The following is a 26,293-nucleotide window of genomic DNA, read 5'->3' as shown; positions in this document are numbered from 1 at the left end:
TGTCCGTTTCTATGTTCACCACTCAGCCACATCAGAAGATGCGGCAGAGCAGCTCACCACCAACGTTTTGCTCACGAGCCTGATGATCAGCCATTACACCCTTAGGGGTGGAAAGAATGCTGATACCAAGGCCGTTAGCGACCTGAGGAATCGACTTTACTGAAACGTAAACGCGACGGCCCGGCTTGGAAACGCGGGTCAGTTCACGGATTACTGGCATACCTTCGTAATATTTCAGTTCGATTTCGATTTCGGATTTACCGTTGTCAAAATCAGTCTGTGTATATCCGCGGATATAGCCTTCAGCCTGCAACACGTCCAATACGCGTGCACGCAGCTTGGAAGCCGGGGTTGTAAGCTTGGTCTTTTTACGACCGATAGCATTACGGATGCGGGTCAGCATATCGCCGATAGGATCTGACATAGTCATATTATAACTCTCCTTACCAGCTCGATTTCACGATGCCTGGCACCTGGCCGAGCGAACCCAGCTGGCGCAACGCAATACGCGACATCTTAAGCTTGCGGTAGAAACCGCGTGGACGTCCGGACACTTCGCAACGGTTGCGAATGCGAACCTTGGAGGAGTTACGTGGCATCTCAGCCAGCTGAATGGTAGCGCGGAAGCGCTCATCCAGAGGCAGGGACTGATCCATAACAATTGCCTTCAAACGTGCACGCTTTTCAGCATGACGCTTAACCAACTTTTCGCGGCGCTTGTTTTTTTCGACTGCGCTAGTCTTGGCCATTTTTGATTACCTCGCTACGCTTGCCGTTACTGGCGGAACGGGAAGTTGAAGGCGCGCAGAAGAGCGCGGGCTTCATCATCCGTTGGTGCAGTCGTGCAAACGATGATGTCCATGCCCCAGATCTGATCAACTTTATCGTAGTTGATTTCTGGAAACACGATGTGTTCCTTGATACCCATGGCGAAGTTGCCACGACCGTCAAAGCTTTTAGGATTCAGACCGCGGAAGTCGCGAACGCGTGGAAGCGCGATCGTGATCAGACGATCCAAAAATTCGTACATACGCTCACCACGCAGGGTGACTTTCGTACCGATCGGCATATCTTCACGGAGTTTGAAGGTAGCGATCGAGTTGCGTGCACGGGTGACAACGGCTTTCTGACCGGCGATCTGAGACAGATCTTCGGCAGCACGCGCAGGCTTTTTGGAGTCTGCAGTGGCTTCGCCAACACCCATATTGATTACAACTTTCGAAACGCGTGGAATCTGCATTTCGTTGCTGTATTTGAACTCTTCAAGCATAGCTTTACGGATTGTATCCTTATAAAGCGTCTTGAAGCGTGGTTCACTCTTTGCTTCAGCCATCGATCGACTCTCCGGAACGTTTTGCTACGCGTACCTTCTTGCCGTCTTTCTCGACGAAACCAACGCGGGTTGGTTTACCGTCTTTAGGATCAGCAATCGCCAGGTTTGACAGATGGATTGCGGCTTCTTTCGAAATAATGCCGGCTTCCTGAGTCTGTGTCTGACGCTGATGGCGCTTAACAATATTGATACCGCTTACGAAAGCCTGATCTTCTTTCGGCAAGACCTTGATCACTTCACCGGTACGGCCCTTGTCCTTACCGGCAAGCACAACAACGCGGTCGCCTTTGCGAATCTTTTGCATCGTCGAACTTCCCTTACAGAACTTCTGGAGCCAGCGAGATGATCTTCATGTGGCTCTTAGCGCGAAGTTCACGCGGAACCGGTCCGAAGATACGAGTGCCGATAGGCTCTTTCTTGTTGTCAATCAAAACAGCAGCATTGTTATCAAAACGGATAACGCTACCATCTGGGCGACGAATGTCTTTGGCTGTGCGAACCACAACCGCTTTCATTACGTCACCTTTTTTAACGCGGCCACGAGGAATCGCTTCCTTGATGGACACCACAATGATGTCACCAACGGAAGCGTATTTCCGTTTCGAGCCGCCCAGCACCTTGATGCACATGACACGACGTGCGCCGGAGTTATCCGCCACGTCGAGGTTTGTTTGCATCTGAATCATGACTGGCCGCCTTCTTATCTCTCAGCTGGTTAAGGGCTCCTGCCCTACCTAAGCTGCGTGTTTAATGTTAGCCCGTTGCTTAGTTCGCGAGAACTACCCAACGTTTGTCTTTCGAAATTGGAGCAGATTCCTGAATGGAAACCTGATCACCAACCTTGAACTGGTTGTTTTCGTCATGCGCTTTGTACTTCTTCGATTGACGAATAATCTTCTGAAGCAGTGGATGCGCGAAACGGCGCTCCACTTTAACAACGACAGTTTTGTCGTTCTTGTCGCTGACGACAACGCCCTGCAGAATGCGTTTAGGCATTATTTAAATTCCTTATGCCTTGCTTTCGGCCGCCTTCTGGCGGGCAATAGTCTTAATACGTGCGATGTCGCGGCGAACCTGCTTCACACGTGCGGTTTTTTCTAACTGACCAGTGGCTTTCTGAAAGCGCAGGTTAAACTGCTCTTTCTTCAATCCACCCAACTGTTCAGTCAGCTGGTCGAGGCTTTTCGCCCGGATGTCTGCGGCTTTCATAGCTGTCTCTCTTATTCAGCGATGCGTTGAATAAAACGCGTCTTGATCGGCAGCTTCGCAGCTCCGAGTCGGAGAGCTTCACGTGCCACATCTTCAGGTACGCCGTCAAGCTCAAACATAACACGACCTGGTGCTACGCGGCATGCCCAGTAATCAACTGAACCCTTACCTTTACCCATACGGACTTCGGTAGGCTTGGAAGTTACTGGCAGATCCGGGAAGATCCGGATCCATACACGACCGGCACGTTTCATGTGACGGGTAATAGCGCGGCGAGCGGCTTCGATCTGACGTGCGGTAACGCGTTCAGGCTCGACTGCCTTCAGACCGAAAGCACCGAAGTTCAGATCCGTACCGCCCTTGGATTCACCGTGAATACGGCCCTTGAACTGCTTACGGAACTTTGTGCGCTTAGGCTGCAACATTGTTCTCTACTCCAATATTCTAACCGAAAACGCTTAAAATTAAGCGTTTTCGCGGCGGCGGTTCGACTGCGGACCCTGAGCGTCGGCTTCAATCGCACGACGTTCGGAAGCCATTGGGTCATGCTCAAGGATTTCGCCTTTGAATACCCAAACTTTCACGCCGCAGATACCGTAAGCGGTCTGTGCTTCAGCTGTACCGTAGTCAATATCAGCGCGCAGAGTGTGAAGAGGAACGCGACCTTCACGGTACCATTCCATACGAGCAATTTCTGCACCGCCAAGACGACCCGAACAATTAATACGGATGCCTTCTGCGCCGAGACGCATTGCGGACTGAACAGCACGCTTCATAGCGCGACGGAATGCCACACGGCGTTCCAGCTGCTGAGTGATCGACTGAGCAATCAGGGTAGCGTCAACTTCTGGCTTGCGAACTTCAACAATGTTGAGAACCGCATCAGAGTTGGTCATATCGGAGAGCTTCTTACGGAGCTTTTCGATATCTGCACCCTTCTTACCGATAATGATGCCCGGACGAGCCGAGTGAATGGTCACACGACACTTCTTGTGCGGACGTTCAATCACGATTTTGGAGATCGCAGCCTGCTTGAGTTCTTCAGTCAGGTATTTGCGGATCTTCAGATCTTCATGAAGGAGCTTACCGTATTCGCCGGTATTCGCGTACCAACGCGAATCCCAGGTACGGTTAATGCCCAGACGAAGACCGATCGGATTAATCTTCTGGCCCATTATGCGGCCTCCCCTTTTTCGGCGACTTCGCGGACAACGATGGTCAGGTGAGAGAACGGACGTTCAATCCGGCTCGCCTTACCACGGCCACGCACATGAAAGCGCTTCATGACGATCGACTTGCCAACAGAAGCTTCCGCGACGATCAAAGCATCAACATCGAGGTCGTGATTGTTTTCTGCGTTGGCGATTGCCGATTCAAGCGTCTTCTTAACTGTCTCTGCAATGCGCTTGCGCGAGAATGACAGATCAGCAAGTGCCGCGTTGACTTTCTTGCCGCGGATCAGAGCCGCGACAAGATTAAGTTTCTGCGGGCTAACGCGAATCGTGCGGGCGACGGCTTTCGCCTCGTTATCCTTAAGCTGGCGCGGAGCCTTGGCCTTGCCCATACTTACTTCCTCTTCGCTTTCTTGTCCGCACCGTGACCGTAATAGGTACGGGTTGGAGCGAATTCACCGAACTTGTGTCCGACCATTTCTTCGGAGATGGACACAGGAATGTGTTTATTACCGTTGTATACACCAAAGGTCAGGCCAACAAACTGCGGCAGGATCGTGGAGCGACGGCTCCAGATCTTGATGACCTCATTACGACCGCCGGAGCGTACCTTCTCAGCCTTCTTGAGAAGATAGCCGTCAATAAACGGTCCTTTCCAAACTGAACGAGCCACTTTAGACTACCTCTCTTATTTCTTACGCTGATGACGCGAACGCATGATGAATTTGTCCGTCGCCTTGTTCGAGCGTGTCTTCTTGCCCTTCGTAGGTTTGCCCCACGGAGTAACAGGATGACGACCACCCGAGGTACGACCTTCACCACCACCGTGTGGGTGATCAACCGGGTTCATGGCAACGCCGCGTACGTGTGGACGCTTACCGCGCCATACGGAACGACCGGCTTTACCGTCGTTGGTGTTGCCGTGATCCGGATTGGATACAGCGCCAACAGTTGCGAGACAACCGGAATGTACCAGACGCTGTTCACCGGAGTTCAGGCGAAGGATCGCCATGCCCTGGTCACGGCCAACGAGCTGTGCATAGGTACCGGCCGAGCGAGCGATCTGACCGCCCTTGCCTGGCTTCATTTCCACGTTGTGGATGATAGTACCAACCGGCATCGCACCGAGCGGCATCGCGTTACCTGGCTTAACGTCAACCTGTGCGCCGGAGATAACCTTGTCGCCAACAGCAAGACGCTGTGGTGCCAGGATGTAGCTCAGCTCACCGTCTTCGTAGCGGATCAGCGCGATGAATGCGGTACGGTTTGGATCGTATTCCAGACGCTCAACAGTAGCGGACACATCGTGTTTCGTACGCTTGAAATCAATAAAGCGATACGTACGCTTGTGACCACCGCCCTGATAGCGAACAGTGATACGACCGGTGTTGTTACGACCGCCCTTTTTAGTCAAACCTTCGGTCAATGCTTTGACCGGCTTGCCTTTGAAGAGCTCCGAACGATCCACGATGACCAGCTGACGCTGGCCAGGAGTGATCGGGTTAAAGTGCTTGAGTGCCATTGTCTTTACTCCACGGCCTCTCAGAGACCAGTCGAAACGTCGATGCTCTGGCCTTCAGCCAAAGTTACGATCGCTTTCTTGACATCGCTCTGGCGCCCAACAATACCGCGGAAACGCTTCACTTTGCCTTTACGCACAGTGGTGTTCACAGCTGTAACTTTCACGCCGAAAAGCGCTTCTACTGCAGCTTTGATCTCTGGTTTCGTGGCCTTGCGGGCTACGTTAAAGACGATCTGGTTAAATTCGGAAACCATGGTCGACTTTTCGGTAATGACCGGGCTAACGATCACATCATAGTGACGAAGATCTGTCATTTGAAACGCTCCTCGAGGGCTTCGACAGCTGCCTTGGAAAGGACGAGCTTGCCACGGCGAAGAATGTCGTAAACGTTGATGCCCTGTACCGGCAGCACATCAATATTCGGGATATTGGATGCAGCCAGCTTGAAGTTGGCGTCGATTTCCGAGCCACCGATCAGCAGTGCGTTTTCCAGACCGAGATTAGCAAACTGGCTTACCAGCAGCTTGGTCTTGGCTTCTGCAGCTGCCAGATCATCAATGATGATCAGATCAGAGGCTTTAACCTTAGCCGAAAGGGCGTGACGCAGAGCCAGAGCACGAACCTTCTTAGGAAGATCATGTGCATGGCTGCGGGCTACAGGGCCATGAGCCTTACCACCGCCACGGAACTGTGGTGCACGAGCGGAATGGTGACGGGCGCGGCCGGTACCCTTCTGCTTGTACATTTTTGCACCGGTACGTGCAACTTCACCACGGGTCAGAGTCTGGTGGGTACCCTGCTGACGGCGAGCGAGCTGCCAAAGGACAACGCGCTGAAGGATGTCATCGCGCGGCTCAAGACCGAAGATTTCTTCGGACAGCTGCACTTTACCGGCATCCTTGCCTTCAAGTGTTGTAATTGTGAGATCCATTATTCGGCTCCCTCAGTCGCTGCAGGTTCTGCAACCGCAGCAGCTTCACCTTTAGCTTGGCGCAGGCCAGCTGGCTTAGGAGCATTTTCTGGCAGCGATACTTTTACAGCATCACGAACATAGATCCATGCACCCTTGGAACCAGGAACAGCACCGCGAACAAGGATCAGGCCGCGATCGAGGTCGGTAGAAACGACTTCAATATTCTGCGTGGTTACACGGGTCTGACCCATGTGACCGGCCATTTTCTTGCCTTTAAATACTTTACCTGGATCCTGACGCTGACCGGTCGAACCATGGGCACGGTGGGATACCGAGTTACCATGAGTTGCGCGGCCGCCGCCGAAGTTGTGACGCTTCATAACACCGGCAAAACCTTTACCGATTGTTGTACCTGTAACGTCAACTTTCTGACCGGCTACAAAATGCTCAGCAGTGATTTCTGCGCCTACATCCAGAAGATTGTCTTCTGAAACGCGGAATTCAGCTACTTTCGCTTTCGGTTCAACTTCAGCCTTCGCGAAGTGACCGCGCAGAGCCTTGGTCGTGTTCTTCACCTTGGCCAATCCTACGCCAAGCTGTACGGCTGTGTAGCCGTTTTTTTCTACTGTGCGCTGAGCTACAACGTGGCAGTTCTCCATGCGGAGTACTGTCACCGGTACATGCTCGCCAGCGTCTGTATAAACGCGGGTCATGCCCAGCTTTTGTGCAATAACACCTGAACGCATCGGTTCGTTCCTTCCGTCCTCAAGCCTTACAGCTTGATCTCGACATCAACACCAGCCGACAGATCCAGCTTCATCAGCGCATCTACAGTCTGTGGGGTTGGGTCAACGATATCGAGAAGACGCTTATGAGTGCGCATCTCGAACTGCTCGCGGCTCTTCTTATCGATGTGCGGCGACCGGTTAACTGTGAACTTTTCGATCCGTGTTGGCAGAGGGATCGGTCCGCGCACATTGGCACCGGTACGCTTGGCAGTCGACACGATTTCGCGGGTCGAAGCGTCAAGGATCCGATGGTCAAACGCCTTAAGGCGAATGCGGATATTTTGACCGTTCATTTGATTTGTTCCTTATTACGCGGGACGTTTGGCTTTGAAGATGATTTTAAACCACCAAACCAAACGCCCTGCACAAATCTATTATTCGATGATCGAAGCGACGATACCTGCACCAACGGTGCGGCCACCTTCACGGATCGCGAAACGGAGTTTTTCTTCCATAGCGATTGGCACGATCAGCGCAACATCAACAGTTACGTTGTCGCCCGGCATAACCATTTCCACGCCTTCTGGCAAGGTCACAATACCGGTTACGTCAGTTGTACGGAAGTAGAACTGCGGACGGTAGTTTGTGAAAAATGGTGTATGACGGCCACCTTCGTCTTTGGTCAGAATATAAGCTTCTGCCTTGAACTTGGTGTGCGGCTTAACCGAACCTGGCTTGCAGAGAACCTGACCACGTTCAACGTCATCACGACCTACACCGCGAACCAATGCACCGATGTTGTCGCCAGCCTGGCCCTGATCGAGCAGCTTGCGGAACATTTCAACGCCGGTAACAGTTGTCTTGCCGGTAGCTTTGATACCAACGATTTCAACTTCTTCACCAACTTTAACGATACCGCGTTCTACACGACCGGTAACAACTGTACCACGGCCGGAGATCGAGAATACGTCTTCGATTGGCATCAGGAACGGCTGATCAACAGGACGTTCTGGAGTTGGGATGTAAGCATCAACAGCGGCCATCAGTTCACGAACTGCATCTTCACCGATTGTCTTGTTGCTGTCTTCCAGAGCTGCCAGAGCCGAACCCTTAACAACTGGAATATCATCGCCCGGGAAGTCGTATTTCGACAGAAGTTCACGAACTTCCATTTCTACGAGTTCGAGCAGCTCAGCATCGTCAACCTGATCAACTTTGTTCAGGAACACAACGATTGCAGGCACACCAACCTGACGAGCGAGCAGGATGTGCTCACGGGTCTGTGGCATCGGGCCGTCAGCAGCGTTAACAACCAGGATCGCGCCGTCCATCTGCGCAGCACCGGTGATCATGTTCTTAACATAGTCAGCGTGGCCTGGGCAGTCTACGTGTGCGTAGTGGCGGTTTTCTGTTTCATATTCAACGTGCGAGGTCGAAATGGTGATACCGCGGGCTTTTTCTTCCGGTGCGTTATCGATCTGGTCGTAAGCGCGGAAGTCACCAAAGAATTTGGTGATTGCAGCTGTCAACGAGGTCTTACCATGGTCAACGTGACCGATGGTGCCGATGTTGACGTGTGGTTTAGTACGTTCAAATTTGCTCTTTGCCATCTGAGCTCTCCATAAATTTAGCCTGCTCAGGCATTCTTATTTTAACGAGCGTAAGCCAAAAGGCTTACGCAAACTTCTTCTGGATTTCTGCGGCTACTGCTGCAGGAACCGGCTCATAATGGTCGAACTGCATGGTGTACTGGGCGCGGCCCTGTGACATCGAGCGCAGGTTGTTCACGTAACCAAACATGCTGGCCAGCGGAACATTTGCGTTAACTACAGTAGCAATACCACGGGCTTCAGTACCGGAAATCTGACCACGACGGGAATTCAGATCGCCAATAACGTCACCAACGTAATCCTCAGGAGTCACGACTTCGACCTTCATGATCGGTTCGAGCAACTGAGCGCCGGCTTTCTGTGCACCTTCACGGAATGCTGCACGGGCAGCGATTTCGAAGGCCAGAACAGACGAGTCAACATCGTGGTATGCACCATCGATAAGGGTCGCCTTAACACCGAGCATCGGGAAGCCTGCCAGAGGACCTGCACCCATAACGCTTTCGATACCCTTCTGAACGCCCGGGATGTATTCCTTAGGAACAGCACCACCAACGATCTTGGAATCGAAGATGAAGTCATCGCCTTCATGCGGCTCAAATACGATCTTAACACGAGCGAACTGACCGGAACCACCGGACTGTTTCTTATGTGTATAGTCGATTTCAGCTTTACGGGTGATGCTTTCACGATAGGCAACCTGCGGCTGACCAATGTTAGCTTCAACCTTGAACTCACGACGCATACGGTCAACCAGAATGTCGAGGTGAAGCTCACCCATACCGGCAATAATGGTCTGACCGGATTCTTCGTCCGACTTAACGCGGAATGAAGGATCTTCAGCAGCCAGACGGTTCAGGGCGATACCCATCTTTTCCTGGTCAGCTTTGGTCTTTGGTTCAATCGCGATTTCGATAACCGGATCAGGGAATTCCATACGTTCCAGAATAACAGGCTTCAGCGGATCGCAGAGCGTGTCACCGGTTGTGGTTTCCTTGAGGCCAGCCAGAGCAACGATGTCACCGGCAAATGCTTCTTCGATATCTTCACGGGAGTTCGAGTGCATCTGCAGCATACGGCCGATACGTTCGCGCTTGCCCTTAACAGTGTTTTCGAGAGAAACACCCTTGGTCAGCTTACCCGAGTAAATACGTGCGAAGGTCAGAGAGCCAACGAACGGATCGTTCATGATCTTGAATGCGAGCAGAGAAAGCGGAGCTTCATCTGAAGATTCACGGGTTGTTTCTGTTTCAGTCTTTACGTCGATACCTTTAATCGCAGGTACTTCGTTAGGAGCTGGCAGATAATCAACAACTGCATCCAGAACAGGCTGAATGCCCTTGTTCTTGAACGCGGTGCTGCAAAGTACCGGATGGAACTGAACAGCAATTGTACCCTTACGGATCAGCGCACGCAGCTCATCATTGGTTGGCAGAGTGCCTTCCAGATAAGCTTCCATTGCAGCTTCATCGATTTCAACAGCAGTTTCGATCAGCTTTTCGCGATATTCTTCTGCTTTTGCCTGAAGGTCAGCAGGAATTTCACCAACCTGCGTCGGAGCGCCGATTGAGCCATCCCATGTCAGGGCCTTCATCTCAACGAGATCGATCACACCGCCGAATTCGTTTTCAGCACCGATTGGCAGCTGAATAACGAGAGCAGTTGCACCCAGACGGGTTTTGATCATTTCTACACAGCGATAGAAATCCGCACCGATCTTGTCCATTTTATTGACAAGAACCATACGTGGTACGTGGTATTTTTCAGCCTGACGCCATACGGTTTCAGTCTGCGGCTCTACACCGGCGTTAGCATCGAGGAGTGCGATCGCACCGTCGAGAACGCGCAGGGAACGCTCAACTTCAATCGTGAAGTCAACGTGACCAGGAGTATCGATGATGTTGAAGCGACGCTTCTTGCCATCACGGCCTTCCCAGAATGTGGTGGTCGCAGCAGAAGTAATCGTGATACCACGTTCCTGCTCCTGCTCCATCCAGTCCATTGTGGAGGCGCCGTCGTGCGTTTCACCGATTTTATGGTTCTTACCTGTGTAGAACAGGATACGCTCAGTCGTTGTCGTTTTACCGGCATCGATGTGCGCCATAATACCGAAATTACGGTAGTCTTCGATTTTATATTCGCGGGCCATAATATTTGCTCTTTGAATAGAGTTCGACGATTACCAGCGGTAATGCGAGAATGCGCGGTTAGCTTCAGCCATACGGTGCGTATCTTCACGCTTCTTAACAGCCGAACCACGGTTGTTTGCAGCATCAAGCAATTCGCCGGACAGACGATCAATCATCGTTGTTTCGTTGCGGTTGCGAGCGGCATTGATCAGCCAGCGGATTGCCAGCGCCTGACGACGGTCAGGGCGAACATCAACAGGAACCTGATAAGTCGCACCACCAACACGGCGGGAGCGCACTTCCACATGCGGCGCAACATTGTCGAGCGCCTGATGGAACATCACCAGACCATCCTGCTTAGCTTTCGCTTCAACAGAATCCAGAGCACCGTAAACGATGGACTCTGCAACAGATTTCTTACCATGAAGCATGATTGCGTTCATGAATTTGGTCACAACCAGATCACCAAACTTTGGATCCGGATTGATTTCACGCTTTTCAGCACTGTGACGACGGGACATATTTGTCTCTTTAATTACATCGGGCTCAACTCACCTGAGGATCAGGTGGCCGGTATCCCCGGAAAATTATTATTTAGGACGCTTAGCACCATACAGCGAACGACGCTGCTTACGGTTTTTAACACCCTGGGTATCGAGCACACCACGGATGATGTGGTAACGCACACCCGGCAAATCTTTGACGCGGCCGCCGCGGATCATAACTACCGAGTGTTCCTGAAGGTTGTGACCTTCACCCGGAATATAACCAATAACTTCAAAGCCGTTGGTCAGACGAATCTTTGCTACCTTACGCAGCGCCGAGTTCGGCTTTTTCGGGGTTGTTGTATAAACGCGGGTACATACGCCGCGCTTCTGTGGGTTTGCCTGCAGAGCAGGAACCTTATTACGCTTAACCTGCGCCTGGCGAGGTTTGCGGATCAGCTGGTTTACGGTAGGCATTGAACCTTCCTCTACTAAATAAACTCGTATCTTTTGCCCAAATGGGCCGTTTCACCGTTATGCATATGCACAAAATCGGACATTGTGCCAACGCTAGCGCTGGCATGCCCGAACAAAAGCAGAGGAAGTTACCTTCATGCGAACGGCAATTTGCATTTTAGATCGTAAAACGAACCCTGTTTGAGACAAACTCCAGAGTATGTCACTCCGGAACAGCCAGCCTCACATCGGCTCAGATGGTGTGCTGATACGCTTAAAGGCGCGTTTCGTCAAGACCGGCAGCGGAGTTTTCTGATTTATGACAGACAAATCGGAATTTCAGCCCTCAAAAGCGGGTAATTTTGTCTGAAATTGCATCACTTGTTATGCAAATCACATAAAATACCGGCAGAATCCTTATCCGACTGTCCTTTTGGATGATTATCTTTTATGCAGACAGTCTGATTCAGCCGTTTCAGGCCCTGATACAGGGCGAGTTTAACCGGAAATTAAGGAATGCCCCGTGTCAGACACAAATCCCGATTCGAATGAAGTGTTTCTCATTATTGCAGATGCATGGAAGGACGGCGAGAGCGATCCCGTCAATGTCCACATCCTGTTGAAATCGGAACCGGAAGAAGATGTCATTCAGGCAACTTTGGAAATCCTTGCCAATGAAGGTTTTGCTGAAGCCGAAATTACCGAAATCGGTACATTGACCGAGCAGCCGGAAGAAGAACCATATCTGAGCGGTTACAATACCGCCCTCTCCGGTCAGGTTGCGATGATCGAGTTTGACGGTTCCCATGAAGATGATGAAGACGAAGAATAATCGTATCTCATCTTACTTATGATAAAGCGCCGCTTCATGCGGCGCTTTTTTATGAACAGTTTCTCCTGCTCGCATACAAAAAAGGCCACCCGAAGGTGGCCTTTTTCATTTCTTATAAGGTCGGATTATTCCGCTGCATTATTGGTCATATCGACCAGCATTGCATTTGCAGCATCCGCACCGGAAGTTTTGCGGCGCTCGTCGATAATCAGATCATCGCGGGCTGTCGCAATACGGCGGATCTGGCTCATCATACCGCCGGTACCGGCAGGGATCAGACGACCAACAATCACGTTTTCCTTCAGACCCTGCAGCGTATCCATCTTACCGGCAACTGCGGCTTCGGTCAGAACGCGGGTTGTTTCCTGGAAGGAAGCAGCCGAGATGAAGGAAGGTGTCTGCAACGATGCCTTCGTAATACCGAGCAGAACCGGCAGACCTTCAGCAGGTTTCTTGCCGTCTTCAACCAGACGATCATTGATTTCGTCAAGTTCAATACGGTCAACATGATCGCCCGGAATATAGGTGCTGTCACCGGATTCCGTGATCTCAACCTTCTGCAGCATCTGACGAACGATCACTTCGATATGCTTATCGTTGATCGTCACACCCTGCAGACGATAGACTTCCTGAATTTCGTTCACGAGGTAAGAAGCAAGTGCTTCCACGCCCTTGATCGCCAGAATGTCATGCGGTGCAGGATTACCGTCGAGAATATAGTCACCCTTTTCGATCGCATCGCCATCCTGAAGATGGAAAGGCTTGCCTTTAGGGATCAGATATTCAACCGGTTCCAGATTATGGTCATTCGGTTCAATAATGATGCGGCGCTTGTTCTTGTAATCGCGGCCGAAACGGATTGTACCATCAACTTCAGCGATGATCGCATGATCCTTCGGACGACGAGCTTCGAACAGTTCAGCCACGCGTGGCAGACCACCGGTAATATCCTTGGTCTTCGCGCTTTCCATAGGCAGACGGGCAATCACGTCACCGACGCGAACCGTTGCACCTGGCTCAACCGAGAGAATGGTCTCAACGGAGAGCTGGAAGCGGGCTTCACCACCCTTCGACAGTTTCGCAACTTTGCCGTTCTTGTCTTTAACAACAAGAGCAGGCTTCAGATCCGAACCGCGTGGGGTCGAACGCCAGTCAATAACAACGCGCTTGGTGATACCGGTGGATTCATCGGTGTTTTCAGCAACCGACAGACCGTCAACCATATCTTCGAACTCAATCACACCTTCAACTTCGGTGATGATCGGACGGGTATACGGATCCCACTCGGCCAGACGCTGACCGCGTTTCACTGCATCACCGTCATCGACGAACAGGCGCGAACCGTAAGTTACACGATGACTTGCACGTTCCTTGCCGGATGCATCCATGATGAGAACGGCCATGTTACGGCCCATAACCACCAGATGACCGTCGGAATTGCGAACCACATTGCGGTTACGCAGTGCAACAGTACCTTCATAGGAAGCTTCCAGATAGGAGCTATCCACAACCTGCGCTGTACCACCAAGGTGGAAAGTACGCATGGTCAGCTGGGTACCAGGCTCACCGATCGACTGCGCAGCGATAACACCGACAGCCTCACCTTTGTTCACCGGAGTACCGCGTGCAAGGTCACGACCATAGCACTTGCCGCACACGCCGGAGCGGGTGAGACAGGTCAGAGCCGAACGGATACGAACGGTCTGGATACCGGCTTTTTCGATCACTTCCACATGACGTTCTTCGATCATGTCGCCGGAAGCAACAATCAGCTCACCCGTAGCCGGATGATTGATGTCGTCCAGAGCAACACGGCCCAGAATACGCATGCCGAGCGAAGCCACGATCTGACCCGCATCAACGATCGGGTTCATTGTCAGACCAACGGTTGCACCGCAATCCGGTTCAGAAATGATCGCATCCTGCGCAACGTCAACGAGACGGCGTGTCAGATAACCGGAGTTAGCGGTTTTCAGAGCCGTATCGGCCAGACCCTTACGCGCACCGTGTGTCGAGTTGAAGTACTCGTTCACGGTCAGACCTTCTTTAAAGTTCGAGATAATCGGTGTTTCGATAATCTCGCCCGAAGGCTTGGCCATCAGACCGCGCATACCGCCGAGCTGACGCATCTGCGAAGGCGAACCACGGGCACCGGAGTGCGACATCATGTAGATGGAGTTCATCTGCTTCTGACGACCGGTTTCCGGATCGAATTCAACAGCCTTAATGCGGGCCATCATTTCGTCGGCGATCTTGTCAGTCGCTTTACCCCAGGCATCAACAACCTTGTTGTACTTTTCGCCCTGAGTGATCAGACCGTCATTGTACTGCTGTTCATATTCCTTGGCCAAAGCTTCTGTATCGGCAACGATTTTCGCCTTGGCATCAGGAATGACCATGTCATCCTTACCGAAGGAAATACCGGCACGGCAGGCATGGGCAAAGCCGAGCTGCATCACGCGGTCACAGAAAATCACTGTCTCTTTCTGACCGCAATGACGATAAACCAGATCGATCATCTTGGAGATGTTCTTCTTGGTCATTTCCTGATTGCAGATGTCAAAAGGAACATTGGCGTTCTTTGGCAGCAATTCACCGAGGATCAGACGACCCGGTGTTGTGTCAAAGAGTTTCGATACAGGCTTGCCTTCCGCATCAACAGATTTGAAGCGGCCTTTGATCTTGGTGTGCAGCGTAACGGTCTTGGTTTCCAGCGCATGCTGCAATTCGCCCATATCGGCGAAGACCATGCCCTGACCAGGTTCGTTTTCAGCAACGATCGACAGGTAATAGAGGCCGAGAACCATATCCTGCGACGGCACGATGATCGGAAGACCGTTTGCCGGATGCAGAATGTTGTTGGTCGACATCATCAGAACGCGTGCTTCAAGCTGTGCTTCAAGCGACAGCGGCACGTGAACAGCCATCTGGTCACCGTCGAAGTCCGCGTTAAACGCAGTACAAACGAGCGGGTGCAGCTGGATTGCCTTACCTTCGATCAGCGTTGGTTCGAAAGCCTGAATACCAAGACGGTGCAGCGTCGGCGCGCGGTTAAGCAGAACCGGATGCTCGCGGATAACCTCATCAAGGATATCCCAAACTTCCGGACGTTCTTTTTCAACCAGCTTCTTCGCCTGCTTAACAGTCGAGGAGAAGCCCTTGGCGTCAAGACGTGCGTAGATAAACGGCTTGAACAGTTCCAGAGCCATTTTCTTCGGCAGACCGCACTGGTGCAGTTTCAGCTCAGGACCGGTCACGATAACCGAACGACCGGAATAGTCGACGCGCTTACCGAGAAGGTTCTGACGGAAACGACCCTGCTTACCTTTCAGCATATCCGAAAGCGACTTCAGCGGACGCTTATTCGCACCGGTGATGGTACGACCGCGACGGCCGTTATCGAACAGCGCGTCAACAGCTTCCTGCAGCATACGCTTTTCGTTACGGATAATGATGCCAGGCGCACGAAGCTCCATCAGGCGCTTCAGACGGTTGTTACGGTTGATCACGCGACGGTAAAGGTCGTTCAGATCGGAAGTCGCAAAGCGACCGCCATCCAGCGGCACTAACGGGCGCAGATCCGGCGGGATCACCGGAACGATCTTCATGATCATCCACTCAGGACGGTTACCGGATTCCATGAAGTTCTCAACGATTTTGAGACGCTTCATCAGCTTCTTGGTCTTCAGTTCCGAAGTGGTTTCGGCCAGATCGGTGCGCAGCTGCACAGCAATCTTTTCGAGTTCCATTGTCGCCAGAAGATCATAGATCGCTTCCGCACCGATCAGCGCTGTGAACTGGTCTTCACCGAATTCATCAACAGCGATCATATATTCTTCTTCTGAAAGCAGCTGATGCTCTTTCAGGGAAGTCAGGCCTGGTTCTGTAACGATGTAGTTTTCGAAATACAGAACGCGTTCGATATCCTTCAGCGTCATATCAAGCAATGTGCCGATACGCGAAGGAAGCGACTTCAGGAACCAGATATGGGCAACAGGAGCAGCCAGTTCGATATGGCCCATGCGCTCACGGCGCACGCGTGACAGCGTTACTTCAACGCCGCACTTCTCACAGATAATGCCCTTGTATTTCATGCGCTTGTACTTACCGCACAGGCACTCATAGTCCTTGATCGGGCCGAAGATACGGGCACAGAACAGACCATCGCGTTCAGGTTTGAACGTACGGTAGTTGATCGTTTCTGGCTTTTTGATCTCGCCGTATGACCAGGACAGAATCTTCTCAGGGCTGGCAATCGAAATCCGGATGGAATCGAATGTCTGCACCGGAGCCTGAGGATTGAAAAGATTCATGACCTCTTGGTTCATGCCGTTCTCCTTAGGGCATCATGCTTCACAAAAGTTGGCCTACTTCGCGACAGCATCATGCGTTTGAATCTATATGCAGAGCAGTATCCGGCACAGGCTTTAGCGCCCTGATACTCTCTGACGGGCAATTGCCCTAATCTGCGCAACGGCCAGACACAGCGCCTGAAACCGTCATTCTTTCAAAACATACTGCCGAATAATGGCAATAATGGCGTGGCGCGGAATACCCGCGTCACGCCTTTGTTTTTACTCTGCTGCGTCAGGCAGCTCTGTCGGCGCTACCAGGTCGCGTGTATCGTCGAGTTCGACATTCAGACCAAGCGAACGCATTTCCTTCACGAGAACGTTGAAGCTCTCCGGAATACCCGCTTCGAATGTATCGTCACCACGTACAATCGCTTCATAAACCTTGGTACGGCCTGCCACGTCATCAGACTTGATGGTGAGCATTTCCTGCAGCGTGTAAGCTGCACCATAGGCTTCAAGCGCCCAGACTTCCATTTCACCGAAGCGCTGACCACCGAACTGCGCCTTACCACCCAGCGGCTGCTGTGTGACGAGCGAGTAAGGTCCGATCGAACGGGCGTGGATCTTATCATCAACCAGGTGGTGCAGTTTGAGCATATAAATATAGCCCATTGTCACCTGACGATCAAAAGGTTCGCCTGTACGGCCGTCATAGAGTGTCGACTGACCGGAAGTTGCCAGACCTGCATCAGCAAGCATCGCATTGATGTCTGCTTCAACAGCACCGTCAAACACCGGCGTTGCAATCGACACACCGCGCTTCACCTGATCTGCAAGCATGAGGACACTGTCGTCATCATAAGAGCGAACCGGTTCGTTACGGTCGTTGTCCGGATAGATATGTTCCAGAGTGTCACGCAGCGGCTGGATATTTGCGGTCTCTTTATAGACCTCGATCAGTTGCCCGATCTTCTTACCCATACCGGCACATGCCCAGCCCAAATGTGTTTCAAGAATCTGGCCCACATTCATACGGGACGGCACACCCAGAGGGTTAAGCACGATGTCCGCATGGGTACCATCTTCTAGGAACGGCATATCTTCTACTGGCAGAATGCGGGAAACCACACCCTTGTTACCATGACGGCCGGCCATCTTGTCGCCTGGCTGGATCTTGCGCTTAACAGCAACAAAGACCTTAACCATCTTCATGACGCCCGGAGCCATTTCGTCGCCGCGCTGAACCTTTTCGACCTTATCCATGAAGCGTGTTTCAAGCAGCTTCTTGGATGCGTCATACTGGTTGCGCAGAGCTTCGAGTTCGCTCTGGCTCTTTTCGTCTTCAACGGCAAACTGCCACCACTGGGAACGCGGATATTCAGTCAGGATATCGCGGTTAACCGCAACGCCCTTCTTGAAGCCCTTAGGACCAGCAGCAGTAATCTTACCTTCCAGCATATCTGCCAGACGACCATAGGTGTTACGGTCAAGGATAGACTGTTCGTCGTCGCGGTCTTTTGCCAGACGTTCGATTTCTTCACGCTCAATCGCCATTGCGCGCTCATCTTTTTCAACGCCGTGGCGGTTGAAAACACGAACTTCCACAACAGTACCGTATGTTCCCGGAGGCATACGCATTGAGGTGTCACGGACGTCAGAAGCCTTTTCACCAAAGATAGCGCGCAGAAGCTTTTCTTCCGGCGTCATCGGGCTTTCACCCTTTGGTGTGATCTTACCGACGAGAATATCGCCAGGATGAACTTCCGCACCGATGTAAACAATACCGGCTTCGTCGAGGTTCTTCAGTGCTTCTTCCGAAACGTTCGGAATATCACGTGTGATTTCCTCAGGTCCGAGCTTGGTATCACGGGCAGCAACTTCGAATTCTTCGATATGGATCGAAGTGAACACGTCATCCGAAACAATCTTTTCAGAAAGCAGGATGGAGTCTTCGTAGTTATAGCCGTTCCAAGGCATGAACGCGACGAGCACGTTACGGCCAAGCGCCAGATCACCCAGATCGGTCGACGGACCATCAGCAATGATGTCGCCCTTCCCTACACGGTCACCAACGCGCACAAGCGGACGCTGATTGATGCAGGTGCTCTGGTTGGAGCGCTGGAACTTCATCAGACGGTAAATGTCAACGCCGGACTTCGAAGGATCGAGGTCTTCAGTTGCACGGATAACGATACGTGTCGCATCCACCTGATCAACAATACCGCCGCGGCGTGCACCGATAGCTGCACCGGAGTCACGGGCAACAATCGGCTCCATACCGGTACCGACAAACGGCGCTTCCGCACGTACCAGAGGCACGGCCTGACGCTGCATGTTCGAGCCCATCAGAGCGCGGTTGGCGTCGTCGTTTTCCAGGAACGGAATAAGCGCGGCAGCAACAGAAACCAGCTGCTTCGGTGAAACGTCCATCAGATCCACGTTTTCACGCGGCGCCATCAGAACTTCACCGGCATGACGCGAAATTACGAATTCTTCAACGAATTCACCGTTTTCGCCCACTTCAGCATTGGCCTGAGCAACATAGTGCTTGGCTTCTTCCATAGCGGAAAGATAAACGACTTCATTGGTGATCTTGCCGTCGATAATTTTACGGTAAGGGCTTTCAATGAAACCATATTTGTTGACGCGCGCAAATGTTGCGAGCGAGTTGATCAGACCGATATTCGGACCTTCCGGTGTTTCAATCGGGCAGATACGGCCGTAATGGGTCGGATGAACGTCGCGGACTTCAAAGCCTGCGCGTTCACGGGTCAGACCGCCAGGTCCGAGAGCCGACAGACGGCGCTTATGGGTGATTTCAGACAGCGGATTGGTCTGATCCATAAACTGCGACAGCTGCGAGGAACCGAAGAATTCGCGAACAGCGGCAGCAGCCGGCTTCGCATTGATCAGATCCTGCGGCATCACTGTATCGATTTCGATCGAGGACATACGTTCCTTGATCGCACGTTCCATACGCAGCAGACCGACGCGGTACTGATTTTCCATCAGCTCGCCAACGGAACGCACACGACGGTTGCCGAGATTGTCGATATCGTCAATTTCGCCCTTGCCGTCACGCAGCTCAACGAGCGTCTTGATAACAGCGAGAATGTCGTCTTTGCGCAGAACACGAACAGTGTCCGCGGCATCGAGGTCAAGACGCATATTCATCTTAACACGACCAACAGCCGACAGATCGTAACGTTCTGAATCAAACAGCAGCGATTCAAACATCGCTTCTGCGGAATCCATTGTCGGAGGCTCACCCGGACGCATCACACGATAGATGTCGAACAGCGCATCCTGGCGGGACTGGTTCTTGTCAGCAGCCAGCGTATTGCGGATGTAAGCACCCACATTCACATGGTCGATATCAAGAATATTGATCTCGTTGCCACCGGTTTCGAGCAGAATCTTCAGAGTCTTTTCGTCAATTTCATCACCGGCTTCGAGATAAATCTCACCGGTTGCATAGTTGACGATATCCTCTGCCAGATAGGAACCGAGCAGATCATCATCCGTCGCACGGATAGCCTTAACGCCCTTCTCCGCGATCTGCTTGGCAGCGCGCGCAGTCAGCTTACGGCCGCTTTCAGCAACAACTTCACCGGTATCAGCATCGAGCATATCGCCGATGATTTTCATACCTTTGAAGCGGTCAGCCGAATACGGAATACGCCAGTTTTCGCCGTCACGTGTATAAGGGACAGCGTTATAGAAGGTCGAAAGAATTTCTTCACCGTCCATACCCAGCGCCATCAATAGCGATGTGGTAGGGATCTTACGGCGACGGTCGATACGTGCGTATACGATATCCTTGGCATCGAATTCGATATCGAGCCAGGAACCGCGATACGGGATCACGCGCGCAGCGAACAAGAGCTTACCCGAAGAATGGGTTTTACCCTTATCATGGTCAAAGAACACACCAGGCGAACGGTGCATCTGCGAAACGATAACACGCTCCGTACCATTGACGATAAAGGTACCATTGTCGGTCATGAGCGGCATATCGCCCATATAGACATCCTGTTCCTTGATGTCTTTAATGGACTTTGCGCCTGTATCTTCGTCAATATCAAAAACGATAAGACGCAGTGTCACTTTCAGCGGTGCTGAATAGGTCAGATCACGCTGGCGGCACTCATCCACATCGAACTTTGGCGCGTCGAATTCGTATTTGACGAATTCGAGCATAGAGGCCCCGGAAAAATCCGAGATCGGAAACACCGACTTAAAAACAGCCTGCAAACCTTCGTCAGGACGTCCACCCTTAGGTTCATCGACCATAAGGAACTGGTCATAGGATGCCTTCTGAACCTCAATGAGGTTCGGCATCTGGGCGACTTCTGGAATCTTGCCGAAAAATTTGCGTACGCGCTTACGACCGTTAAAAGAGTGGGTCTGAGCCATCGTCGCTCCTCGTTCTGTGCCTTACGGCGTTCTGAGCCCGTGGGAATACCAGGGCCTGTTGCTTGCCGTCTTACGACGGTCCTATGAACGGGTCAAAACCCGTTTCCTGACAGCTGCTCTTCTGTCAGGAAAAGGGTTTGTAACCGTTTGAACTATAAAATCTGCCACGTAACATGAAAGACATATACAGTTCATTATGCTATCCATTTTTGTTTGTCACCTAAAATCAGGCGCTTACAAAAAACGTCCGCTCATAAGCGGAAAACGGCGGGCCGCTAAGCCCGCCGGATCACTCAAATTACTTGAGTTCAACCTTAGCGCCAGCTGCTTCGAGCTGAGCTTTGATTTTTTCAGCTTCGTCTTTCGACGCGCCTTCTTTAACAGCCTTAGGAGCACCTTCTACGAGGTCCTTAGCTTCTTTCAGGCCCAGACCGGTGATCGCGCGAACTTCTTTGATCACGTTGATCTTGTTTGCGCCGCCATCAGCGAGGATAACGTCAAATTCGGTCTTTTCTTCAGCGGCTGGTGCAGCAGCACCGGCAGCAGCAGCAACTGCTACAGGAGCAGCAGCAGATACGCCCCACTTTTCTTCAAGAAGCTTGGACAGTTCTGCAGCTTCCAGAACGGTCAGTGCGGACAGGTCTTCAACGATCTTTGCGAGATCAGCCATTTGTATATTCCTTTGATTAAGGTTTGAACTGTTATAACAGCGAGAACGGCCTTACGCCGCCTCGTTCTTCCGGGCATGTGCGCCGATAACGCGAGCAATTTGACCTGCTGGCGCGCTTGTGAGCACAGCGAGACGGGTGGCTGGTGTCTGAACCATACCAACCAGCTTGGCGCGCAGTTCGTCGAGCGACGGCAGGGAAGCAAGAGCTTTCACGCCTTCTGCATCGAGAGTAGTCGCACCCATAGAACCACCAAGAATGACAAGCTTGTCATTGGTCTTAGCGAATTCTACCGCTACTTTCGGAGCTGCAATCGGATCGATTGCATAAGCAATTACAGTCTGTCCGGTGAACAGATTTGCAATGCCTTCGGACTCCGTGCCCTGAAGAGCGATTTTGGCAAGACGGTTCTTCGCGACTTTAACGGCGCCGCCTGCTGCACGGACTTTTTCGCGAAGATCGCTCATCTGTGCAACTGTGAGACCGCTATAGTGGGCCACGACGACCGAACCGGACTCTTTGAAAGTGCCGTTCAGCCAAGTGACAAATTCGCGCTTTTCCGCTTTTTCCACTGTCTCTCTCCAGTTGATAAGAATACACAGGAGTATTCTTACCGGGTTGCCTTTGCCGGATAGCGTGTAAGAAGTGCTATCCAACTTACGAGGTTCCTGTCCCCTTCCCCTTCACCGCCCGAGAGCAGATCCGGTCAAGGCAACTACGGTTCAAACCTTAAAACACAGCAAAGCTGCAAAAAATAAGGTCATTCCACGTCTCATGCAGGCTCATAAAATTAAGGCGAACCACCTGCAATCTCGGACAGGATACCGGAATTTTACTTCCGGTGATCCGGGCCCAGAGGCCCCGGAAACTTGTTTCAATTCGAATGTCGCAATTACTCGGGCAACATTTGAATCAGGCTTTTACAGATTTATTCCGTAAAAGCAAATCAGGCGATTTTAACGCTCGAAGGTTCAACCTTGACGCCAACGCCCATGGTCGAAGAAACCGCAACGCGCTTCAGGTATTCACCTTTTGCACCGGCTGGCTTGGCTTTCAGAACTGCATCTGCGAAAGCGCGGATGTTTTCTTCCAGAGCCTTAACTTCGAAAGAAGCCTTACCAATACCTGCATGAATGATACCGGCTTTTTCAACGCGGAATTCAACTGCGCCGCCCTTGGAAGCCTTAACAGCACCGGCAACATCAACAGTCACAGTACCGACTTTAGGGTTTGGCATCATGCCGCGCGGGCCGAGAACCTTACCCAGACGGCCAACGAGTGGCATCATGTCAGGGGTAGCAATGCAGCGATCGAAATCGATATTGCCGGCATTGATGGTTTCGAACAGGTCTTCCGCACCAACGATATCCGCACCGGCTTTCTTAGCTTCTTCAGCTTTGTCACCACGGGCAAATACAGCAACGCGAACAGTACGGCCTGTACCGTTTGGCAGATTAACAACGCCGCGAACCATCTGGTCAGCATGACGTGGATCTACACCGAGATTCATCGAAACTTCGATAGTTTCGTCGAATTTCGCAACAGCACGTTCCTTTACGAGACCAAGAGCAGTGCTCAGGTCGTAAAGTTTCATAGGCTCTACGCCTTCACGGATTTTAGCGACACGCTTTGAAATTTTCGCCATCGTATCAGCCTTCCACCTTCAGACCCATCGAACGGGCAGAACCTTCAACCATGCGCATTGCAGCTTCAACGTCAGACGCATTCAGGTCTTTCATTTTGGCTTCAGCAATTTCGCGCACTTTATCACGGGAAACCGTACCGGCAGAAATCTTGCCAGGCTCTTTCGAACCGGACTTCAGATTAGCAGCCTTCTTGAGGAAGTAGGTTACAGGAGGAGTCTTCATCACGAATGTGAAGGACTTATCCTGATAATAGGTAATCACGACCGGAACAGGCGAACCTTTTTCCATTTCCTGCGTGGCAGCGTTAAATGCCTTACAGAATTCCATGATGTTAATACCGCGCTGACCCAGAGCCGGACCGATTGGCGGCGATGGATTTGCGGCGCCAGCAGCTACCTGAAGCTTCAGCTGGCCTGCAACTTTTTTAGCCATTACTATCTGCCTTTTTTCTTGCCCCTCAGGGCAATGTTAAATGCCTTTACGGCACTCTATCACCACTGCATATGCAGCGTTGCAGCGGGTGGTCCGGTTAACAGAGCGGCTAAGCCTGCGCCCCTTCCACCCAATTTGTCACCTTGGTGACAATTCAGCCCTTAGGCTGAAATGATCAGAGTTTTTCAACCTGACCAAAATCGAGATCAACAGGTGTTGCGCGACCAAAGATCGACACTTCAACCTTCAGACGCGAACGATCATCATCAACTTCCTGCACGATACCGTTGAAGGAAGCGAAAGGACCGTCCGAAACACGAACAGATTCACCCACTTCAAACGATACAGAAGCACGTGGACGCTCAACACCTTCTTCCACCTGGGAAAGAATCTGCTGAACTTCACGGTCACTGATCGGAACAGGCTTCGACTCTGTACCGAGGAAGCCGGTTACGCGCGGGGTATTCTTAATCAGATGATAGACATCATCTGTCAGATTGGCACGAACCAGAACATAGCCCGGAAAGAATTTGCGCTCTGCGTCAACCTTACGGCCGCGGCGCACCTCCACGATCTTTTCTGTAGGCACCAGAATTTTTTCAAAAAGATGAAACAGACCTTTTTGCTTCGCCTTTTCTTCGATTGCTTCAGCAACCTTTTTTTCGAAATTCGAATATGCGTGTACGATATACCAACGCGCAGTCATTATGCTTCTCCCGAATAGCTCACACCAGCCAAATGCCAACCAAGCCTATATTAACGACCGAGACTCAGAAGCAATTCAACGCCATAAGCCATCAACTGATCCGCAAAAAAGAAAAACAGCGCCGCCAGAAAAGCCATAATAACAACCATGACAGTTGAAATAACAGTTTCACGCCGGGTTGGCCACGTTACTTTAGCCGTCTCAGCACGAACCTGACGGAAAAACGTAATCGGATTTGTTTTGGACGCCATTTGCCACTCTGCGCTTGAAAAAAATTAATCCCAATCAAAACAAGCCGTTAAGAATGTATTAATCAGAAAGAACTCACAAGATTACGGCACGTCGGACGAAAACTCAATCCCACGCACCGTTTTACGTATTGCCCTACATAGAGCCGATTCCATAAAAAAACAAGCCCATATGCTAAGATATAATAAATTCCCGCATATCATGCACGGAAAGTGCATGGCGCCCCTGCCCTGCGGCGGGTTAATATTATTTATAAAACGACTGCGTTGACACACAAGACCAGCTCGGCACCTATTAAGCACAAAAAAGCGGCACTGTAAATCAATACAGCACCGCTTTTCTGAAATGGCAGGGGCAGCAGGGCTCGAACCCGCGACCTACGGTTTTGGAGACCGTCGCTCTACCAACTGAGCTATACCCCTAAACTCTTCCGCCCTAATCTATCAGACCGGCGGACAAGGCTGGCGTACCAGCCTTGTGAAATCTATTATTCGATGATCGAAGCGACGATACCTGCACCAACGGTGCGGCCACCTTCACGGATCGCGAAACGGAGTTTTTCTTCCATAGCGATTGGCACGATCAGCGCAACATCAACAGTTACGTTGTCGCCCGGCATAACCATTTCCACGCCTTCTGGCAAGGTCACAATACCGGTTACGTCAGTTGTACGGAAGTAGAACTGCGGACGGTAGTTTGTGAAGAATGGTGTATGACGGCCACCTTCGTCTTTGGTCAGAATATAAGCTTCTGCCTTGAACTTGGTGTGTGGCTTAACCGAACCTGGCTTGCAGAGAACCTGACCACGTTCAACGTCATCACGACCTACACCGCGAACCAGTGCACCGATGTTGTCGCCAGCCTGGCCCTGATCGAGCAGCTTGCGGAACATTTCAACGCCGGTAACAGTTGTCTTGCCGGTAGCTTTGATACCAACGATTTCAACTTCTTCACCAACTTTAACGATACCGCGTTCTACACGACCGGTAACAACTGTACCACGGCCGGAGATCGAGAATACGTCTTCGATTGGCATCAGGAACGGCTGATCAACAGGACGTTCTGGAGTTGGGATGTAAGCATCGACAGCGGCCATCAGTTCACGAACCGCGTCTTCACCGATTGTCTTGTTGCTGTCTTCCAGAGCTGCCAGTGCCGCACCCTTGACAACTGGAATATCATCGCCCGGGAAGTCGTATTTCGACAGAAGTTCACGAACTTCCATTTCTACGAGTTCGAGCAGCTCAGCATCGTCAACCTGATCAACTTTGTTCAGGAACACAACGATTGCAGGCACACCAACCTGACGAGCGAGCAGGATGTGCTCACGGGTCTGTGGCATCGGGCCGTCAGCAGCGTTAACAACCAGGATCGCGCCGTCCATCTGCGCAGCACCGGTGATCATGTTCTTAACATAGTCAGCGTGGCCTGGGCAGTCTACGTGTGCGTAGTGGCGGTTTTCTGTTTCATATTCAACGTGCGAGGTCGAAAT

At 51.6% G+C, this 26,293-nt stretch carries 30 protein-coding genes and 1 tRNA gene; 1 reads left to right on the top strand and 30 read right to left on the bottom strand.

Going from position 1 to position 26,293, the window contains the following annotated elements:
* Nucleotides 1-31: 31 nt before the first annotated feature.
* The 20 genes from rpsH to rpsL form a co-directional block, all read right to left on the bottom strand.
* The gene (gene rpsH, locus F7P81_RS06725; protein WP_022710952.1) at nucleotides 32-430 is read right to left on the bottom strand and encodes a 30S ribosomal protein S8; all 399 of its coding nucleotides are present in this window, start codon (nucleotides 428-430) and stop codon (nucleotides 32-34) included.
* A 13-nt stretch (nucleotides 431-443) separates the two neighbouring features.
* Nucleotides 444-749 carry a 30S ribosomal protein S14 gene (gene rpsN / locus F7P81_RS06720; RefSeq protein ID WP_022710951.1) on the bottom strand — a complete coding sequence of 102 codons (306 nt, stop codon included), beginning with the start codon at nucleotides 747-749 and terminating at the stop codon, nucleotides 444-446.
* Nucleotides 750-775: 26 nt separating this feature from the next.
* A complete protein-coding gene (rplE, locus tag F7P81_RS06715) occupies nucleotides 776-1,333 on the bottom strand; it encodes a 50S ribosomal protein L5 (RefSeq protein WP_022710950.1) in 558 nt (185 codons plus the stop codon).
* The gene (gene rplX, locus F7P81_RS06710) at nucleotides 1,326-1,637 is read right to left on the bottom strand and encodes a 50S ribosomal protein L24 (RefSeq protein WP_022710949.1); all 312 of its coding nucleotides are present in this window, start codon (nucleotides 1,635-1,637) and stop codon (nucleotides 1,326-1,328) included. The genes rplE and rplX overlap by 8 nt, the downstream gene beginning before the upstream one ends.
* Nucleotides 1,638-1,650: 13 nt before the next feature.
* Nucleotides 1,651-2,019, bottom strand: a complete 369-nt coding sequence (rplN, locus tag F7P81_RS06705; RefSeq protein ID WP_022710948.1) for a 50S ribosomal protein L14 — start codon at nucleotides 2,017-2,019, stop codon at nucleotides 1,651-1,653.
* A gap of 79 nt (nucleotides 2,020-2,098) precedes the next feature.
* On the bottom strand, nucleotides 2,099-2,329 hold the full coding sequence (rpsQ, locus tag F7P81_RS06700) for a 30S ribosomal protein S17 (RefSeq protein ID WP_022710947.1): 231 nt from the start codon (nucleotides 2,327-2,329) through the stop codon (nucleotides 2,099-2,101).
* A gap of 12 nt (nucleotides 2,330-2,341) precedes the next feature.
* A complete protein-coding gene (gene rpmC, locus F7P81_RS06695; RefSeq protein WP_022710946.1) occupies nucleotides 2,342-2,542 on the bottom strand; it encodes a 50S ribosomal protein L29 in 201 nt (66 codons plus the stop codon).
* Nucleotides 2,543-2,553: 11 nt separating this feature from the next.
* Nucleotides 2,554-2,967 (bottom strand): 50S ribosomal protein L16, encoded by a 414-nt coding sequence (gene rplP / locus F7P81_RS06690; RefSeq protein ID WP_022710945.1) that lies wholly within the window; start codon nucleotides 2,965-2,967, stop codon nucleotides 2,554-2,556.
* Between the two features lie 39 nt (nucleotides 2,968-3,006).
* Complete coding sequence (rpsC, locus tag F7P81_RS06685; protein ID WP_022710944.1) at nucleotides 3,007-3,717, bottom strand: 30S ribosomal protein S3; 711 nt, start codon at nucleotides 3,715-3,717, stop codon at nucleotides 3,007-3,009.
* Nucleotides 3,717-4,106 (bottom strand): 50S ribosomal protein L22, encoded by a 390-nt coding sequence (rplV, locus tag F7P81_RS06680; protein WP_022710943.1) that lies wholly within the window; start codon nucleotides 4,104-4,106, stop codon nucleotides 3,717-3,719. The genes rpsC and rplV overlap by 1 nt, the downstream gene beginning before the upstream one ends.
* A 2-nt stretch (nucleotides 4,107-4,108) precedes the next feature.
* Entirely contained in the window at nucleotides 4,109-4,387 is a 279-nt protein-coding gene (gene rpsS / locus F7P81_RS06675; RefSeq protein WP_022710942.1) for a 30S ribosomal protein S19, read from the bottom strand.
* A gap of 15 nt (nucleotides 4,388-4,402) precedes the next feature.
* Complete coding sequence (gene rplB / locus F7P81_RS06670) at nucleotides 4,403-5,236, bottom strand: 50S ribosomal protein L2 (RefSeq protein WP_022710941.1); 834 nt, start codon at nucleotides 5,234-5,236, stop codon at nucleotides 4,403-4,405.
* 20 nt (nucleotides 5,237-5,256) lie between these two features.
* A complete protein-coding gene (locus F7P81_RS06665; protein WP_022710940.1) occupies nucleotides 5,257-5,550 on the bottom strand; it encodes a 50S ribosomal protein L23 in 294 nt (97 codons plus the stop codon).
* A complete protein-coding gene (gene rplD / locus F7P81_RS06660; RefSeq protein ID WP_022710939.1) occupies nucleotides 5,547-6,167 on the bottom strand; it encodes a 50S ribosomal protein L4 in 621 nt (206 codons plus the stop codon). Before rplD ends, F7P81_RS06665 begins: the two co-directional genes overlap by 4 nt.
* Nucleotides 6,167-6,895 (bottom strand): 50S ribosomal protein L3, encoded by a 729-nt coding sequence (gene rplC, locus F7P81_RS06655; RefSeq protein WP_022710938.1) that lies wholly within the window; start codon nucleotides 6,893-6,895, stop codon nucleotides 6,167-6,169. The genes rplD and rplC overlap by 1 nt, the downstream gene beginning before the upstream one ends.
* A 26-nt stretch (nucleotides 6,896-6,921) precedes the next feature.
* Nucleotides 6,922-7,230, bottom strand: a complete 309-nt coding sequence (gene rpsJ / locus F7P81_RS06650; protein WP_002964363.1) for a 30S ribosomal protein S10 — start codon at nucleotides 7,228-7,230, stop codon at nucleotides 6,922-6,924.
* Nucleotides 7,231-7,311: 81 nt separating this feature from the next.
* Nucleotides 7,312-8,487 (bottom strand): elongation factor Tu, encoded by a 1,176-nt coding sequence (gene tuf, locus F7P81_RS06645; protein ID WP_022710937.1) that lies wholly within the window; start codon nucleotides 8,485-8,487, stop codon nucleotides 7,312-7,314.
* A gap of 64 nt (nucleotides 8,488-8,551) precedes the next feature.
* Nucleotides 8,552-10,636, bottom strand: a complete 2,085-nt coding sequence (gene fusA, locus F7P81_RS06640; RefSeq protein ID WP_022709961.1) for an elongation factor G — start codon at nucleotides 10,634-10,636, stop codon at nucleotides 8,552-8,554.
* Between the two features lie 30 nt (nucleotides 10,637-10,666).
* The gene (rpsG, locus tag F7P81_RS06635; protein ID WP_022709962.1) at nucleotides 10,667-11,137 is read right to left on the bottom strand and encodes a 30S ribosomal protein S7; all 471 of its coding nucleotides are present in this window, start codon (nucleotides 11,135-11,137) and stop codon (nucleotides 10,667-10,669) included.
* A gap of 69 nt (nucleotides 11,138-11,206) precedes the next feature.
* The gene (gene rpsL / locus F7P81_RS06630; RefSeq protein ID WP_022709963.1) at nucleotides 11,207-11,578 is read right to left on the bottom strand and encodes a 30S ribosomal protein S12; all 372 of its coding nucleotides are present in this window, start codon (nucleotides 11,576-11,578) and stop codon (nucleotides 11,207-11,209) included.
* A gap of 502 nt (nucleotides 11,579-12,080) precedes the next feature.
* Between rpsL and F7P81_RS06625 the strand changes: the two genes are divergently transcribed.
* Nucleotides 12,081-12,389, top strand: a complete 309-nt coding sequence (locus tag F7P81_RS06625) for a hypothetical protein (protein ID WP_022709964.1) — start codon at nucleotides 12,081-12,083, stop codon at nucleotides 12,387-12,389.
* A 125-nt stretch (nucleotides 12,390-12,514) separates the two neighbouring features.
* Here F7P81_RS06625 and rpoC read toward each other — a convergent pair whose 3' ends face one another.
* From rpoC to tuf (F7P81_RS06575), 10 genes are all read right to left on the bottom strand, one after another.
* Entirely contained in the window at nucleotides 12,515-16,717 is a 4,203-nt protein-coding gene (gene rpoC / locus F7P81_RS06620; RefSeq protein WP_075657647.1) for a DNA-directed RNA polymerase subunit beta', read from the bottom strand.
* 246 nt (nucleotides 16,718-16,963) lie between these two features.
* Nucleotides 16,964-21,100 carry a DNA-directed RNA polymerase subunit beta gene (gene rpoB / locus F7P81_RS06615; protein WP_022709966.1) on the bottom strand — a complete coding sequence of 1,379 codons (4,137 nt, stop codon included), beginning with the start codon at nucleotides 21,098-21,100 and terminating at the stop codon, nucleotides 16,964-16,966.
* A gap of 298 nt (nucleotides 21,101-21,398) precedes the next feature.
* Entirely contained in the window at nucleotides 21,399-21,770 is a 372-nt protein-coding gene (gene rplL / locus F7P81_RS06610) for a 50S ribosomal protein L7/L12 (protein ID WP_075657645.1), read from the bottom strand.
* Between the two features lie 51 nt (nucleotides 21,771-21,821).
* Nucleotides 21,822-22,340 (bottom strand): 50S ribosomal protein L10, encoded by a 519-nt coding sequence (rplJ, locus tag F7P81_RS06605; RefSeq protein ID WP_022709968.1) that lies wholly within the window; start codon nucleotides 22,338-22,340, stop codon nucleotides 21,822-21,824.
* A 374-nt stretch (nucleotides 22,341-22,714) separates the two neighbouring features.
* The gene (gene rplA, locus F7P81_RS06600) at nucleotides 22,715-23,413 is read right to left on the bottom strand and encodes a 50S ribosomal protein L1 (protein ID WP_075657644.1); all 699 of its coding nucleotides are present in this window, start codon (nucleotides 23,411-23,413) and stop codon (nucleotides 22,715-22,717) included.
* 4 nt (nucleotides 23,414-23,417) lie between these two features.
* Complete coding sequence (gene rplK / locus F7P81_RS06595; protein WP_022709970.1) at nucleotides 23,418-23,846, bottom strand: 50S ribosomal protein L11; 429 nt, start codon at nucleotides 23,844-23,846, stop codon at nucleotides 23,418-23,420.
* Nucleotides 23,847-24,021: 175 nt separating this feature from the next.
* Nucleotides 24,022-24,552, bottom strand: a complete 531-nt coding sequence (nusG, locus tag F7P81_RS06590) for a transcription termination/antitermination protein NusG (protein WP_116087609.1) — start codon at nucleotides 24,550-24,552, stop codon at nucleotides 24,022-24,024.
* A gap of 50 nt (nucleotides 24,553-24,602) precedes the next feature.
* Nucleotides 24,603-24,803 carry a preprotein translocase subunit SecE gene (gene secE / locus F7P81_RS06585; RefSeq protein WP_022709972.1) on the bottom strand — a complete coding sequence of 67 codons (201 nt, stop codon included), beginning with the start codon at nucleotides 24,801-24,803 and terminating at the stop codon, nucleotides 24,603-24,605.
* A 344-nt stretch (nucleotides 24,804-25,147) separates the two neighbouring features.
* Nucleotides 25,148-25,223 (bottom strand) — tRNA-Trp (locus F7P81_RS06580).
* Nucleotides 25,224-25,288: 65 nt separating this feature from the next.
* On the bottom strand, nucleotides 25,289-26,293 hold a 1,005-nt coding region (gene tuf / locus F7P81_RS06575), incomplete at its 5' end, for an elongation factor Tu (RefSeq protein ID WP_151159006.1).

This window comes from Pseudochrobactrum saccharolyticum, from assembly GCF_008801715.1.
Taxonomy (GTDB): domain Bacteria; phylum Pseudomonadota; class Alphaproteobacteria; order Rhizobiales; family Rhizobiaceae; genus Pseudochrobactrum; species Pseudochrobactrum saccharolyticum.
This window is presented reverse-complemented; position numbering and strand designations above follow the sequence as displayed.